This is a genomic window from Xenorhabdus sp. SGI240, assembly GCF_040081915.1.
GTDB lineage: Bacteria > Pseudomonadota > Gammaproteobacteria > Enterobacterales > Enterobacteriaceae > Xenorhabdus > Xenorhabdus bakwenae.
In genome coordinates this window covers 1-16583 of sequence record NZ_JBEBMB010000095.1, presented here as the reverse complement: position 1 = coordinate 16583, position 16583 = coordinate 1, and the positions used below count along the sequence as shown (strand labels likewise).

13 protein-coding genes are annotated in these 16583 nt (G+C 42.3%); 3 read left to right on the top strand and 10 right to left on the bottom strand.

Annotated features, from left to right (window positions below; translation table 11 throughout):
* Window positions 1-148: 148 nt before the first annotated feature.
* The 4 genes from ABLA76_RS15890 to ABLA76_RS15875 all read right to left on the bottom strand — a co-directional run bounded on the left by ABLA76_RS15890 (window position 149) and on the right by ABLA76_RS15875 (window position 3354).
* Window positions 149-1306: a hypothetical protein gene (locus tag ABLA76_RS15890; RefSeq protein ID WP_348988657.1), complete on the bottom strand. Its 1158-nt coding sequence runs from the start codon at window positions 1304-1306 to the stop codon at window positions 149-151.
* Window positions 1307-1319: 13 nt separating this feature from the next.
* Entirely contained in the window at window positions 1320-1631 is a 312-nt protein-coding gene (locus ABLA76_RS15885) for an AzlD domain-containing protein (RefSeq protein WP_285809628.1), read from the bottom strand.
* Window positions 1628-2320, bottom strand: coding sequence for an AzlC family ABC transporter permease (locus ABLA76_RS15880; protein ID WP_348988659.1), 693 nt, complete (start codon window positions 2318-2320; stop codon window positions 1628-1630). Before ABLA76_RS15880 ends, ABLA76_RS15885 begins: the two co-directional genes overlap by 4 nt.
* A gap of 188 nt (window positions 2321-2508) precedes the next feature.
* The gene (locus ABLA76_RS15875; RefSeq protein WP_348988656.1) at window positions 2509-3354 is read right to left on the bottom strand and encodes an AraC family transcriptional regulator; all 846 of its coding nucleotides are present in this window, start codon (window positions 3352-3354) and stop codon (window positions 2509-2511) included.
* Window positions 3355-3734: 380 nt separating this feature from the next.
* Between ABLA76_RS15875 and dapB the strand changes: the two genes are divergently transcribed.
* The 3 genes from dapB to carB all read left to right on the top strand — a co-directional run bounded on the left by dapB (window position 3735) and on the right by carB (window position 9397).
* Window positions 3735-4556: a 4-hydroxy-tetrahydrodipicolinate reductase gene (dapB, locus tag ABLA76_RS15870; protein WP_348988655.1), complete on the top strand. Its 822-nt coding sequence runs from the start codon at window positions 3735-3737 to the stop codon at window positions 4554-4556.
* A 438-nt stretch (window positions 4557-4994) separates the two neighbouring features.
* Window positions 4995-6155, top strand: a complete 1161-nt coding sequence (carA, locus tag ABLA76_RS15865; RefSeq protein WP_047766707.1) for a glutamine-hydrolyzing carbamoyl-phosphate synthase small subunit — start codon at window positions 4995-4997, stop codon at window positions 6153-6155.
* A 17-nt stretch (window positions 6156-6172) separates the two neighbouring features.
* Window positions 6173-9397, top strand: a complete 3225-nt coding sequence (gene carB / locus ABLA76_RS15860) for a carbamoyl-phosphate synthase large subunit (protein WP_348988654.1) — start codon at window positions 6173-6175, stop codon at window positions 9395-9397.
* A gap of 95 nt (window positions 9398-9492) precedes the next feature.
* On the opposite strand, the gene ABLA76_RS15855 is transcribed toward carB, so the two are convergent.
* The 6 genes from ABLA76_RS15855 to ABLA76_RS15830 form a co-directional block, all read right to left on the bottom strand.
* Window positions 9493-9756 (bottom strand): helix-turn-helix transcriptional regulator, encoded by a 264-nt coding sequence (locus ABLA76_RS15855; RefSeq protein WP_327213530.1) that lies wholly within the window; start codon window positions 9754-9756, stop codon window positions 9493-9495.
* Between the two features lie 30 nt (window positions 9757-9786).
* A complete protein-coding gene (locus ABLA76_RS15850) occupies window positions 9787-10623 on the bottom strand; it encodes a pilus assembly protein (RefSeq protein WP_348988653.1) in 837 nt (278 codons plus the stop codon).
* Between the two features lie 64 nt (window positions 10624-10687).
* Window positions 10688-11251 (bottom strand): fimbrial protein, encoded by a 564-nt coding sequence (locus ABLA76_RS15845; RefSeq protein WP_348988652.1) that lies wholly within the window; start codon window positions 11249-11251, stop codon window positions 10688-10690.
* Between the two features lie 119 nt (window positions 11252-11370).
* A complete protein-coding gene (locus tag ABLA76_RS15840) occupies window positions 11371-12129 on the bottom strand; it encodes a fimbria/pilus periplasmic chaperone (RefSeq protein ID WP_348988651.1) in 759 nt (252 codons plus the stop codon).
* Between the two features lie 131 nt (window positions 12130-12260).
* Window positions 12261-14921, bottom strand: a complete 2661-nt coding sequence (locus ABLA76_RS15835; protein WP_348988658.1) for an outer membrane usher protein — start codon at window positions 14919-14921, stop codon at window positions 12261-12263.
* Between the two features lie 493 nt (window positions 14922-15414).
* Complete coding sequence (locus ABLA76_RS15830) at window positions 15415-15957, bottom strand: fimbrial protein (RefSeq protein WP_348988650.1); 543 nt, start codon at window positions 15955-15957, stop codon at window positions 15415-15417.
* Between the last annotated feature and the right edge of the window lie 626 nt (window positions 15958-16583).

The following is a 16583-nucleotide window of genomic DNA, read 5'->3' as shown; positions in this document are numbered from 1 at the left end:
AGAATTCGGGTTAATTATCTCGCCATTCAAATATCAAACAGGTCTACCATAATAATTTGATTATATAATGGTAGACCTTGTAGTCCACTTATTAAATAATAACCTTGCCCCTTCAATTACAGAAAAGGTTTAATAACTTAGGCCGTTTTTAATTAAGTCTATATTTTAAATCGCTAACTTTGACTGGCTCACCATAACTTATCATTGTTAACACATAATCTAAGCTATTATGAAATCCCCAAAATTCAGTGTAATCATATTTACCTTCTTTGGCTAACTTTATTGCGTTAACTTCTCTTAAGGCTGCATAATTATACCATTCTTTCACACTACTTACCCGATGGTGCCAATCGTGACACACAAGAGAGCCTTGTAATATCAGCATCCTTACAGGTAAATGATAAAATAGATGTGCGACAGCCCACATTATCCACTGAGGCCAATACCTTAAGGCAAAGCTATTTGGGCAAGATGAACCACAAAAACGCCCGATAGAATTATTGACATGACTATCACGAATGGTCTCTTTTTCTCTACGCAATAACCAAACATGTTCAGTTATTAAATGTAGTAATGATACAATTTGATAAACTATTACATAAGGAATGATGATAAACAGGATAAAAGAGACTATCCCTATATTCCAAATCATATAGCTTAATATTAATAACTGGATAATTGTCATAACCAATCGGTATTTTTGAACGCCTATTAAATTTGATTTAATCCTACCGGATAAGTAGGACATATGGAAATATGGACTTAACAATGTCAAAAATAAATTTATATAAAGTTGTTTTTTAGACTTTCCAGGTATAAACCCTAATTTATAAATTGCAGCAAGATCTTTATCCTCCACTGTTGAGAAATCCTTTCCATGATGCTCATAGATATGAAATTGGCGATATGAGTCATAAGGCTGAGTAATCAATATTGTAGATAAAACTTCACAGAGAATTTTATTACTGGTTTGATTTAAAAGTAAATTACCATGAACTCCTTGATGAATAATGGTGGCAACAACATACCTGGCACCTGAAACAGAAAATAACACACCTATTAAATAGACAATAATAGAGGGTAACAGTGCCATTTGGCCATTCAGTGCCCAATATATAAGTAATATTCCAATTATAACCCAGCTAATCGACCAAAAGATCATTTCAATTGAATTTGATCTCCATAATGGTTTCCTATCGGGTATATCCTTTCCCGTTAGCCAAGTCCATATTCCTTGAAAAGGTAAAATTCTGTATGTATCTCGAATAACGGTAGACTCCTTATAAACATCCGTTCCTGTTTTCATAATTCCCTCCTACCTATAAGATAGCAGATAAAATATAAAATACGATTAGACTGATAATAACGCAAACAACAATATTACGGATAAAAAAAGCAAAAATAGTCGTTGTTAATGCTCCCCATAAATATGGGTTGTTAGGTAATGATCTTAATTCTCCTTGTTCCATTAATATAATCGGCCCACATATTGCAATAAGTAAACAAGGTGCGGAATATTTTAGTGACTCATTTAATATCTTTGGTAACTTTACCGGCATTTTCGGTTCCAGAAAAACATATCGGTTAAAAAATACAATACCGGCTAAGAGAAAAATCAATGTCCAACTCATGTTGACTCCTTGGTCAATCTGGCGATAAAAACAGAAAAAAACATCCCACTGACACCCGCAATAATAACTGCCCCTTCAACATGAAAATAAGAGAGCAGCATAGACAAAGCCAGGGAAAAGCCAACACCACAAAGGACACTAATTTTTTTGATCATTGGTACAACAATGGTGATGAAAGTAGCAACAATAGAAAAATCCAGATGATATTTGGCAAGATCAGGAATCGAAGATGCCATGAAGATCCCCAACAAGCTAAATAAGTTCCAGCATAAATAAAAGCATAAACCCGCACCAATCAAATAACCGGAGCTTAAGGCCTGTTTATTTTTCTGTGCACAACTAAGTGCAAATAACTCATCTGTTAGTAAAAATCCAATTGGTAAGCGATAGCGAGTCTTTAACACTGCTACATATTCACGTAACGTTAATCCATATAGAAAATGCTGAGCCGTGATAAAAAAAACCGAAATAATAATAGTAAATATACTGGCACCTGATGCCAGCAATCCTAAAGTCACTAATTGTGCAGCCCCTGCAAACAGGATAGCAGACATACCTATACTTTGACCCAGAGTTAGACCCGATTGTACAGCGACAGAGCCGGCTAATATCCCCCAAGGGATAACAGATAAACAAAGTGGCAGCATATTATACATGCCAGACCAAAATCCTTGCCAGGGAGCAGCCATCGGTTGAATATCAGTATTCGAACCCGAGAATGATTTTTCCATAACTCAATCTACATCAATAAGGTGAAAGATAACCATTAGAGAATTAGATTACGAATAGGTTATGTAAGAGTATTGAATAAAATTGCGGTGAAATAGTTTGTTAATTTACTGATCAAGATATTTGTAAGTAGACGTTTTAAAGGAACTTAATAAGATTTTTGCAAGGAGCGAACAAACATACCGGGAGTAATACCCAAAGCATTTTTAAAATGGCGGTTAAAATGGCTTTGATCAGAAAAACCGCAACGGATGGCAACATTTAATATTGGATTCCCTTCAAGTAATAACCTCCGTGCCATACGTAAACGCGCCAAAATCAAATAAACATGTGGGGTAACGCCTATTGTTTTCTTGAATTGCCGTAAAAAGTGCCATGGACTCAACTGTACCAGTTCAGCTAACTGATTAAGGGAAATATTATTTTCTGCATAAGCGTCAATGTATTCTTTAGCCAAAAAGATCTGCTTTTCAGCCGCAGGCAACTCTTGTGCAGTAACATGTGTTTGCCCATATTTCATTATCAACCATGCTAATGAAGAAAGCAGCATAGTCTCTTTGAGTAAAATATTGCCACTCTGAGCCAAAAGATGAAATGTCATGCGCAGTTGTTCAGACAAACCAAGATCATGCACAACGGCTGCCGGAAACCAAGGAACCGAGCCACCTCCATATTGGAAATCCCGTGATAATGAACACAATAAATCAGGAGACGGATATATAGCCTGATACGACCAACCCGTCTTTACTGCTGAAGAACCGGTATGAATTTCATCGGCATTGACCAGAATAATAGCTCCTTTAGGCGCAATATGTTCTCTCCCCGTGCGGTAGAAACGTTGCGCTCCTTCTTCTATGACACCGATACAAAAAGTTTCATGTACATGACGAGAAAATACTTGTTTATGATATCTCGCCTTAAGCATCTCCAATCCATTGAATTCCTTCAGATGAAAAAAGTGGGTACTCTCTTTTACATTTTCCGTCTTAGCCATAAATAACCACCTAGTTACAAAGAGAAATCAATTTTATTTATTATTTAATGGGCTTGATGGAACAGTTTGCTACTTTTGTATAAAATTGCTACTCCAGTTTAAGCAGGCGTATTCTATTATTTGTTTTTTAACTCTATAATTTATAGATACATATAATATTTCTCATTAAACCCTAATCAATTTACCTTACGCCCTTCATCTTTCAAGTTACTGTTTTGTTAACTACGTAACGATGAATAAAATTTTTTTATAATTTCCAACATGATCCCTGTTTTTCTTATGACCACGCTATAAATCTGGCGCTGCCAGTCCTTGCCAGTTAAGCTGTAGAACAGTTTCCTTTGTCACCTCAATTAAAAATGATTTACAGAGAGGGCCTTATGGCTGATACAGATATTCGCGTTGCTATCGTCGGTGCTGGCGGGCGCATGGGACGCAATCTTATTCAGGCCGTCCCGCTATTGGATGGTGTTACACTTGGTGCAGCATTAGAGCGTTCCGGCTCTTCATTGGTGGGAACCGATGCGGGAGAGCTGGCGGGGATCGGTAAAAACGGTGTGATGATTAATGATAATCTGCACCAGGTTATTGAACACTTTGATGTACTGGTCGATTTTACGCGTCCTGAAGGGACATTAGCCTACCTCTCCATTTGTCGGCAATATCACAAATCCATGGTCATCGGAACGACAGGTTTTGATGATGCCGGTAAATACGCGATTGCAGAAGCCTCCCGTGAAATCCCTATTGTTTTTGCTGCAAATTTTAGTGTTGGTGTCAATTTGGTACTAAAACTGCTGGAAAAAGCTGCCACAGTGATGGGGGAATATACCGACATCGAGATTATTGAAGCCCACCACCGCCATAAAGTGGATGCGCCGTCGGGAACCGCACTGGCAATGGGAGAGTCTATCGCTAATGCATTAGGCCGTGATCTCAAAACCTGCGCCGTTTATACCCGTGAAGGCCATACGGGAGAACGCGATCCTAAAAGCATTGGATTTGCCACCATCCGGGCAGGTGATATCGTTGGAGAGCATACCGCGATCTTTGCCGATCTCGGTGAACGTGTAGAGGTAAGCCACAAGGCTTCAAGCCGCATGACCTTTGCTAATGGCGCTATTAAAGCAGCAATGTGGTTAACAGGGAAAAGTAGTGGGCTTTATAATATGAAAGATGTACTGAGCCTTGACAAGATTTAATTTTAAAAAATTATAACTATCTGTAATTACGCAATTATTTTATAAATAGTTGCGTAATAATGATATATAAGAAACATATTCATCAAACAGCCAAATTAATCACCATTTTCATAATAATAGTTAGCCTTTTTGTTGCTTTTTTCCCATAAACACAAAAAAAGCGCGATATTTTTGCTGTTCTTAAGTTTTCTCTCACCATAATCGTTTATCTGCTTCCACTTTCCTTATATTTTTCAGCTATATTTACTCAATATGAGACTGAGAGTTGTAAAAAAGCCAATAAAAATGCCATTTTTTGTAGACAACCCCCACTCTCATCATTAGAATGCGCGCAATTTGCCAAAATTTTGTCAAAAATCAGGATTGGCATTGATTTTAAGGACTAATTTTGAATTAATATGCACTGGATGCAACTAATTATTCATTTTGGAGGGCGTTTTGATTAAGTCAGCTATATTGGTTCTGGAAGATGGAACCCAATTTCACGGTCGCGCTATTGGTATAGAAGGTGTGGCTGTTGGAGAAGTGGTCTTCAATACCTCAATGACCGGATATCAAGAAATACTTACCGACCCTTCCTATTCCCGCCAAATTGTTACTCTTACTTATCCCCATATTGGTAATGTCGGCATCAATGCCGCTGATGAAGAATCCCCCGCCATTCAAGCCCAAGGCTTAGTTATTCGTGATTTACCCTTAGTGACCAGCAATTTCCGCAGTGAAGAAAACCTGTCTGATTACCTGAAACGTCACAATATTGTCGCTATCGCAGATATCGATACACGCAAGCTAACCCGTCTGTTAAGAGAAAAAGGGGCACAGAACGGCTGTATCATTGCAGGTAATGAGGCGGATGCCGAAGTTGCGCGGGAAAAAGCACAAGCGTTCCCAGGCCTGAAAGGCATGGATTTGGCAAAAGAAGTCACGACGGCACAATCTTATCAATGGGTACAAGGAAGCTGGACGTTAGCAGATGGGCTACCCGAAGCGCGTAAAGAGCAAGAATTGCCTTACCACATTGTGGCCTATGATTTTGGGGTGAAGCGCAACATCCTGCGTATGCTGGTCGATCGTGGCTGCCGCGTTACCGTAGTACCGGCAAAAACGCCCGCCGATGAAGTCCTGAAAATGGCACCGGATGGCATTTTCCTGTCTAATGGACCGGGTGATCCAGAGCCATGCGACTATGCTATCGAAGCGATTAAAACCTTCCTGGATACCGAAATCCCTGTATTTGGCATCTGCTTAGGACACCAGTTGCTGGCGCTGGCCAGTGGTGCAAAAACCGTGAAAATGAAGTTTGGTCATCACGGTGGCAACCATCCCGTCAAAGATCTGGATCGCAATGTTGTCATGATCACTGCACAGAACCACGGTTTTGCTGTTGATGAAAGCTCACTGCCCGCCAATCTGCGTGTAACGCATAAATCACTCTTTGATGGCACCTTGCAAGGCATTCATCGTACTGACAAACCCGCATTCAGTTTTCAGGGACACCCTGAAGCCAGCCCGGGTCCACATGAAGCCGCTTCACTATTCGATCATTTTATCGAGTTAATTGAGCAATATCGTCAGGCAAACGTTCAGAACACCAAATAATCAGGGGAAGAAGAAAAATGGCAAAACGTACTGATATTAAAAGTATCCTGATCTTAGGTGCTGGTCCCATTGTTATCGGCCAGGCTTGTGAATTTGACTACTCTGGCGCACAGGCTTGTAAGGCGCTGCGGGAAGAAGGTTATCGTGTCATTCTGGTCAACTCGAACCCGGCCACGATAATGACCGATCCTGAAATGGCTGATGCGACTTATATCGAGCCGATCCATTGGGAAGTGGTACGCAAAATTATTGAAAAAGAGCGCCCGGATGCCATTTTGCCAACCATGGGCGGGCAAACGGCACTCAACTGTGCATTGGAACTGGAGCGCCAAGGCGTACTGCAAGAATTTGACGTCACCATGATTGGTGCTACCGCTGATGCCATTGATAAGGCAGAAGATCGCCAGCGTTTTGACAAGGCGATGAAAAAAATCGGTCTGGACACCGCACGTTCTGGTATTGCCCACACAATGGAAGAAGCGCTGGCGGTCGCCGAAGAAGTCGGTTTCCCTTGTATTATCCGCCCCTCTTTTACCATGGGTGGAAGTGGTGGTGGCATCGCCTACAACCGGGAAGAGTTCGAAGAAATCTGCGAACGCGGCTTAGACCTCTCTCCAACCAACGAATTGCTGATCGATGAATCCCTGATTGGCTGGAAAGAGTATGAAATGGAAGTGGTGCGGGACAAAAACGATAACTGCATTATCATCTGCGCCATTGAAAACTTCGATCCCATGGGTATCCATACCGGTGACTCCATCACCGTAGCGCCAGCACAGACACTGACCGACAAAGAATACCAAATCATGCGTAACGCTTCGATGGAAGTATTACGTGAAATTGGCGTAGAAACCGGTGGTTCAAACGTTCAGTTCGCAGTGAACCCGAAAAATGGCCGCCTGATCGTCATTGAAATGAACCCACGAGTCTCCCGTTCATCCGCGCTGGCTTCCAAGGCAACAGGTTTCCCAATCGCAAAAATCGCCGCAAAACTGGCGGTCGGTTATACCCTTGATGAATTGATGAACGACATCACGGGAGGACGTACTCCAGCCTCTTTCGAGCCTTCCATCGATTATGTTGTGACGAAAATTCCTCGCTTCAACTTTGAGAAATTTGCCGGCAGTAATGACCGCCTGACCACCCAGATGAAATCTGTCGGTGAAGTGATGGCGATTGGCCGTACTTTCCAGGAATCCATGCAGAAAGCCCTGCGCGGTCTGGAAGTCGGCGCAACCGGATTTGATCCTCAAGTCAATCTGGATGATCCACAATCCCTGACCAAAATCCGCAGTGAATTGAAAAACGCCGGGGCTGAACGCATTTGGTATATCGCCGATGCTTTCCGCGCTGGCATGTCTGTTGATGGACTCTTCAACCTGACCAATATCGACCGCTGGTTCCTGGTGCAAATTGAAGAGTTGATTCGTCTGGAAGAACAAGTTGCAGAACAAGGTATTAACGGACTGACCTCTGATTTCTTGCGTCATCTGAAACGCAAAGGTTTTGCTGATGCGCGACTGGCGAAACTGGTGGGTGTCTCCGGTAATGAGATCCGTAAGCTACGCTATGACTACAACTTATATCCAGTCTACAAGCGGGTTGATACCTGTGCGGCAGAGTTCTCTACTGATACTGCTTACATGTACTCTACATACGAAGACGAATGTGAAGCCAACCCGAACAATGACAAGCCAAAAATCATGATATTGGGCGGAGGCCCGAACCGTATCGGACAAGGTATTGAGTTCGATTACTGCTGTGTACATGCTTCGCTGGCTCTGCGTGAAGACGGTTTTGAGACCATCATGGTGAACTGTAACCCTGAAACGGTTTCTACCGATTACGACACGTCCGATCGTCTTTACTTTGAACCTGTTACACTGGAAGACGTGCTGGAAATTGTGCGGGTTGAACAACCCAAAGGGGTTATCGTGCAATATGGCGGCCAGACACCACTGAAACTGGCTCGTGAACTGGAAGCGGCGGGTGTACCTATTATCGGCACCAGCCCTGATGCCATTGATCGTGCAGAAGACCGCGAGCGTTTCCAGCAAGCGGTTAATCGCCTTGGCCTGAAACAACCCGCCAATGCCACGGTATCCACTATCGAGCTGGCGGTTGAAAAAGGGAATGAGATTGGTTATCCGCTGGTCGTTCGTCCATCGTATGTGCTGGGCGGGCGTGCAATGGAAATCGTATACGACGAGTCAGACTTGCGCCGTTACTTCCAGACTGCGGTTAGCGTATCCAACGATGCGCCCGTCCTGCTGGATCGCTTCCTCGATGATGCTGTTGAAGTTGATGTGGATGCTATCTGTGATGGTGAACGTGTCCTGATTGGCGGTATTATGGAACATATCGAGCAAGCGGGTGTTCACTCCGGTGACTCAGCCTGTTCTTTGCCAGCTTATACCCTGAGCAAAGAAATTCAGGATGTGATGCGCCAGCAAGTTGAAAAACTGGCCTTTGAACTGCGTGTCCGTGGCCTGATGAACGTCCAGTTTGCGGTGAAAGACAACGAAGTTTATCTGATTGAAGTGAACCCACGCGCAGCACGTACCGTTCCCTTTGTTTCCAAGGCAACGGGGATGCCACTGGCAAAAATAGCGGCACGTGTGATGGCAGGCCAGTCTCTGCTTGAGCAAGGGACAATTGAAGAGATTATTCCACCTTACTACTCCGTCAAAGAAGTGGTACTGCCATTCAATAAATTCCCAGGCGTTGACCCCATTCTGGGACCCGAAATGCGTTCTACCGGTGAAGTTATGGGAGTTGGCCGGACGTTTGCCGAAGCTTTTTCAAAAGCAATGTTAGGCAGTAATTCGACCCTGCGCAAAAAAGGCCGGGCACTGCTGTCTGTACGTGAAGGTGATAAAGAGCGGGTTGTCGATTTGGCCGCTAAGTTACTTAAACACGGCTTTGAGCTGGACGCAACGCACGGTACAGCCATTGTGCTGGGTGAAGCAGGGATCAACCCACGTTTGGTGAATAAAGTTCATGAAGGGCGGCCGCATATTCAGGACAGAATCAAAAATGGTGAATATGACTATATCGTTAATACCACCGCAGGCCGCCAAGCGATTGAGGATTCAAAACTGCTGCGTCGCAGCGCACTGCAATATAAAGTGCACTATGACACAACCTTGAATGGCGGTTTTGCAACGACTATGGCACTTAGCGCAGATCCGACTGAGCAGGTTATTTCGGTACAGGAAATGCACGCCAAGATTGCCAAATAGGGATACCCTACCCAATAAGATACCGCCATTTTTGGCGGTAAAAAAGCAAAGCCATTCCTGAATTGGAATGGCTGCTATCACTCTAAGATAGAGTGTTACAAACCCAATATTGTTTCTGCTACACAGGTATATTGATTATTCATATGAACCTTAGGGGGCATAAAACAATCCTCTAAAAACCAGTTTGCGGGCGTTTCCAGGGCAATAGAAATAGCGACCAAATGCTCCAGACTGATTTTATTGGTTCCGCGTTCATAACGTGACAATTGCTGATGACTCACTCCTATTTTGTCTGCCAGCTCTGCTGCTGTCACTCCAATTTCTTTTCTTTTCATTTGGATTCTTTTTCCTACCAGCATACTGACTTGCATAATCTCTTTACTCTCAATTTATAAATAAGTTAAATAAACTATTGCTGTACCTTCATATTTTCCGGCTTTCGGTGGCGTTAATGTGTGCAATACTGACGTCAGTGTGAAATCTTTGACCGCATTCTTTCCGTCAGCAACGACATTCACGCCATTTGCTGCATTTTGGTTATTAATTTGCAATGTAGAATATATTTGCTTATCGGAATCGAGATAAATTCTGTCTTCATCATTGGTTGATCTGGCATACAACATAATCTTGTTGCTACCAACAGCACATTCAAATGTACCGTTAATTGTGCGGGTAGCATTATTCACATCTGCCGCAGTTAATTCCCCATAAGCAATTTCAGAAGGTAATTCAATTCGACAACTTTGATTAGGGGGCGGCATTTTATTGCAAGTAGAATTGGGGAATTGTTGAGCATGACCGTATCCCGGATCTATCTCCGTTGTATAAAACAAACCGATACAATCCGCCTCTGTACTTATGATGGTAAATGTTACCCGTTTAGGAATGCCAAATTTGCGTTTATAAGCTCGCATAACGTCAGCGGTTGTCCGATAATTACCTGCATTCAAACATACCCTTGCATCATTGCAAGAGCCGTGCATTCCCGGCTGATACCCATTCTTATACATCACATCTGGGCCAACATAGCATGTGGTATTTCCATAGCAAGGATTCGGTATCCCTTCTTCCTCAGTCCATGCAATAATTTCCATGGTTGTGACAGCCTGGTTACCTGATGGAACCATATTAACCGGCATAACATAAGCCCCACCATAAACATGCGTGGTACTGGCTAAAAACAACAGGGCTGCTAGCTTCAACAACGATTTTTTAATATGGCGCATAACTTATTTTCCAATAACATCAAACTCTGACTAAAGATCGTGGATGAAAAACCAGTCAGCATGACTAGTCGTAATTAACTTCAAACGTCGCGACAGCAGTAAATGGACCAAAACCAATCTTTTTCTCTTGAATAGCACGGGGGGCGGCTTGTATATATGCCTGGAATGGAATCTCATTATTTCGACTATCGGCTAATAACGGGAATTCACTGGTTTTATTAAACGGCATCGGCGTACCATCAACTTTTTCCATACCGATGGCAACACCACGAATACGCCCGTCAGATCGAATTGCCAACAGCCCCGGCAGCTCTTCGCTTTGCTCTCCTAAGAACTTGATTTTAAGTCGCTTTGTTATACGTGGGTCACAATCCTCTAAATACAGCTTAAATTGCTTGCCTTTTGTCCGATGTTGCAGATAAAGATCACGGTTAAGAATATTGCCAAAATCCACTTCTATATTTTGATTTTCTGTCTTAATCGAACAAGCAGGAGCAAGTACAGTTAACGTAATCCTGACATCCTGACGTAAATTATCCCGTGCATACGCACTTTGCTGGCTACCCATGCCAAAAAGAAACAGCATCGGCAATACATATCTGGATAATCTGATGCTTAACGGATTCATTATTATTTACCCTACGGTTATCCAACCAGTTACCGAAAAAACTCACTATATTCCGGCTAATTCTGTCTTGATGCTCCATCAACACCTTGATTGATGGAACATCATCTGTACAACTTAAATCAGCTTCCATCAGTGACAGCTTTTGTCACTGCGCAGGTATTTCCACTACAGTTAAATATTAATTGTGGTCGCCCACCATAATCATTGACATAAGTCAGTATCGGCGTATTGCCTAAGGCGTTAGCGGTTCCTCCCAGTTTTTCACTACTTCTGGGTGCCAACATCAACGGCTCAAACCCTCCGACACTTTTACCGTTCACTTTGTTCGATGCTTCTGAAATCGTGACGTAATAAGGTGTTGGGTTATTCACCACATATTGACTGCCTTCGCGGGTTAAGGTGAGTTTTTCCTGCCACGGGTTATCAAGATCAATACGGCGTGCAATCACCGCTTCCGGGCGATAGAACAGTTTGACTCGCGTCTGTAAAGCGATTTGCAGCACATTGGATTTTTCACTGCGTGGGGGGATCTCACGAATATTGAAATAGAACAGACTTTCCCGATCTTGTGGCAATTGAGCTATCGTTGGTAGTGTCTGAATTTTGATTTGGCTCTTTGCGCCAGCTTCAACACGCTGTACTGGTGGAACAATCACAAGCGGGCCGTTGATCTTATCTCCCTTCTCATCTTCAAGCCATGCCTGTGCCAAATAAGGCAAATCAAGATGCTGATTTTCAATATTCAGACTGACGGATTTGGTATTTCCATTAAAAATCACCCGAGTACGATCCAACGCTATCGCTGCCATTGCCTGATGAATGGATGTCAAACAGGTTACCGTCATGGTGGCTATCATTAGAATATTTTTCAGTTTCATAATGTCATTTGCTCATGCTCAAAAGAGACTCATATATTGATATTGCTGCACTGGCTAATCGCCATATTTTTCAGTCCAGACAGATATAATACGCTATTAAATAACGATTTTTTGGATAGTTTAATGACAATTTACTTACCATCACCTGTTAAAAACCGGCAAGGCAGTAAAAGTGAAGTTAACGATTCTGATGTTATTTCATCTGGCACCGTCATTTCACACTGAGCACCACCATCCCAATGGACTTGCAGTTTTTCACCCTGATTTATTCCACTCAGATAAACATATCCGTCATCACTGACAATCCCGATTTCACGTTGGGCACTATTCATGACTGATGCACCAAACGGCGGGGATGAACCGTCAGATAACCTGATAATTACCATCGCTTTACTACCTGATATCACCTGGAATTTACGATAACCAATCGCACCTTCTGTTAATGTTGCCTGCTGAACAGAACGCAATGCCTCTACATCATCTGGCAAGTTATCTAAGTCAATATTTGCTCTGTTGCGATAGTAGTTGTTCACATCGGCCAGCACCGCTTTACCAAAGTAGTTGGTATGCACCGCTGAACCAAATCCCCGGACAGGCACATTGCTAACCCCTTCTGTATCGACCATCAAGCGCGTTGCGCCAGACATATTAGTACGGTGCAGTGCAGCCCCTTTTGCCGTTACAGTCACCCCACCTTGCAGGCCAAGGGCTGCCGTCGTATTGCCACCATCCCGATAACTGGCACTGGCCGTAAGCAACGTCTGGTCACCATAATGGTTGTAATAACCGTCAACCGATGCCCTGCCATCGATACTCGTGCCCACTGCAACACGATAGTTATTGCGATCATCAATACGGTCAAAATAACCTACTGTATGCGCATTGCCCTGACGATTAACCAACCCGTTGTAGCTGACAGTGCCACTTTCTCCCCACGGAATGGAAAGATTCAGATACATGCCGTCATCTTTTTTATTGTCAAAATTGTTACGATAGGCTGACAGATTGACGCTGATATTTTTATAACGCCCAATATCAAAATACTTGGATAAGGAAATGTTATAGCGATCGTTTGTTGGCCGATTCCAATAAGTTTGATGGCTATAGTTGAGATAGGCACTTAAGCCAATATCGGTAAATTGTTTGTTGAAAGTAATGGTATACATCTCTTTACCGCTATTGGAAGAAACGCTGCGATAGCGGCGATCGATATACTGCTCCATATTCATGAAATTGCGCTCAGAAAAACGATATCCGGCAAACGTCACCTGACTGTGATATTGATCAAAACGTTTCGAATAACTGAGACGATAAGATCCACCGGTCAGGTTTTTGTTTTCTCCCGGTAATCTTGCCCTTGATTCCGTGACATCAAACGACAGTGCACCAAACATCATCAAGTCGCGGCCGATCCCCAGTGACAAAGCGTTATAATCTCCTGCGGCTAAGAGACCGCCATACAGCGACCAACCGCTGTTAATTCCCCACGAGAATTCACCCATGCCGAATGCAGGCCCTTCACGACGGTGCTTATCATTCGTGGACTGACCACCAACAAATTTATACTGTACGCGTCCGGGGCGGGTCAGATAAGGGATCGTCGCAGTATTAACCTGAAACTCTTGCACACCACCGTCTTGCTCTTCAACTCTGACATCCAGCGTTCCTACCACCGCATCGCTCAGATCCTGAATACGGAATGGACCAGAAGCGACCTGAGTTTCATACAGCACTCTCCCCTGTTGTCTGACCGTTACCTTGGCATTAGTCCGTGCTACCCCTGTGACTTCAGGCGCATATCCACGTAAATTCGGGGGCAACATATTTTCATCAGTCACTAAACTGACCCCCGTATAGCGGAAGCTATCGAAAATGTTGGAATTGAGGTAATCCTCACCCAATGTCAATTTCGCTTCCAGGCGGGGGATCGCACGATACATGTAGTAACGGCTCCAATCCCAATCACGTTCTCTTCCACCAGAAGAGCCTGATTTATCGCCACTTTGGTTTTTGAAACGGTTATATTTGGCCTGCCAATCAGCCCGCAAACGCCACTCCCCTGCATTCATACCCGCTGTTCCGATGGCGCTTATTTGTTGGCTGCTACTCCCGTGAACGGGTCTGGAGGTTTGTGCGTTAATGTTATAATCAAACAGTAATCCGGGTATCCCATTATCCCAACGAGCAGGAGGATCCCAATCCGGTAAGTCATATTCCAGATAAATTTTAGGTATGATTAAATAAAGCGTATAAGTAGCGAGATCACCTCTGGCTGACATACCTGGCAACGTATTGAGATCAAGACATTTGCCTTCATTCTGCCAACCTAATTTTTCTACCCACTGTTGTTTCAGTGCGATTTGTTTCACCAATTCAGGGGAGATGCAGGCTTCACTGTCTGTTGGTTCATCAGGCGGTGCAATGAAATCGATAGAATAGGTATCCGAAAGCTCATGCTGATTCATCCGAACACTCATCATATAGTTACCCGGCATGATGTAACCTGCACGTGCAAATTTATCCAAATCAATATTGGCACGTTCATTGACATCCAGTGCACCAATATTGAATTCAATTGATGATCTGGAATGAGCTGTCTGAATACCAGACAATGCAAACAGTATAAGAGCAAAAAGAGGATTAATTCCGAATAGTAAGTGCTCTGTTTTTATTTTATTAGCTGTTCTTTTTTGATTAATCACATTATTTCTATTAAAGATATTTTTTCTATTACAGCTTGTCTTTTTATTACTGATTATTTCTCTATAATCAGATAAAAAATTATGATTCATAGCATCTGAAAACAAAACCATAGCATCCTCTGAACAATGAATCGTTAATCATCCAGTTTGAATTTAGCCGCTACCTGACGCGACCAAGTCTGTAAGCGCACAGGCGTTCTTACCTCATACATGGCGTCATTAAAGTTCATCGATCTAAATTGAGGACCCTGACCGATACTGAGGTTGCAGAGATAGCCACATGTCCTGCCTAACCGTAATATATTAAGTGCTCTGTTTGTGCTTCACTTATTAAATAAAAAAGGGTATTTCAATTTACCACTACAGGGATCACTTTGTTAATGACACAATCTGCTTACTCAATCATAAATAATATTGACCTGCATCAATAAAACAGATCTTGTTACAGAATATTGTAGCCATACCTTACTTACACGCACTATCCCAGAAATACCCTAAATATATTATCAGGAAAATCGAGGTGAACAATTAAAGTGAGTTTCCTGATATTCAAGCATTAAAAATGATCAGATAGCTTGCAATATTATTGGTAGCTTAAGGTAAAGTTTGCGATCGCCGTGAAATCACCTGGTTTTACAACTACAGAATTTTTACCGTCTTCTCCTACAGCTGTCAGGCCTTTCAGATGTGCGGCGAAATTCAGATCGTTGTTGCCATCATGGATAGACATGCTGTCTGACGCTGTACCCAAAGGAATGACTTTGTTGCCATGGTTAGTGATTGCGATTGCTGCACCTTGTGCTGTGCCTTCAATAGCCAGCAAACCTTTCTCAGGAGCTTCCGCACCAGTAAAGGTGGTTCTCACACCTGATTGAGTATCAAGAGTACAACCTTCTAATTCAATTTTGAAAGATTTAGAGGCTGAACGGCCACCATCTTTCAGAGCATTACTGGAAACGGCACCCATATCAACTTCAACATTGGTGTTTTTGATTGAGCAAGGCGCATCAATGATAGAACCTCTGAATTTAACTGTACCGTTACCTTCAGTGGGTGCTGCACTTGCAGCGCCAGCAGTCAAAGCTACACCAAAACCTAAAACCATCGCCAATTTGTTAAGTTTCATAATTTAACTTATTCCTTTAATAAAAAAGTAGATATTTATAGCCAAAGGGAAGCCGAAGCACAGAAATTAATTTCTGATACTTAGACTAATGATTATTTAGTTTTTTGACTAAAATCATAACCTGTCAAAATAAACCAAACCGGCAATATCATTCTACATAATAAACCCTAAGTCAAATTTCAGATGATAAAACCACCTATGCACCTTAACGTCATATGAAATATGAATTTTTGCAAAAACTTGCGGATTATGAGTAGTATATTTTACTAATAATTTTTTAATTTTGGGGTATTCCCCTGAGTTATATCGAGCAATGTTTAGTAATTTAGCATCTTAATTGGTGTTGTTTTATTGCTCTGTTTTATCCTCCTGAAAGACAGGCGCATTTTATTATCCCGTTATAACCATAACAATTGGTTTTTATTGTCATGATTATCGTCAATGTCAATATAAAATAAGGATATTTATCTAAACAACATAATTACCAAGCTAATTGTTAATTGAAAATATCACTTAAAAAAATCGTTCAAATATTGTTAAGTTTATTATTTTTAATTCATTTTCCAGTCAAATTGAGAGGAAAGAAAATACCGATTAAATAAATAAACGCGATGCTCGACTTTAAC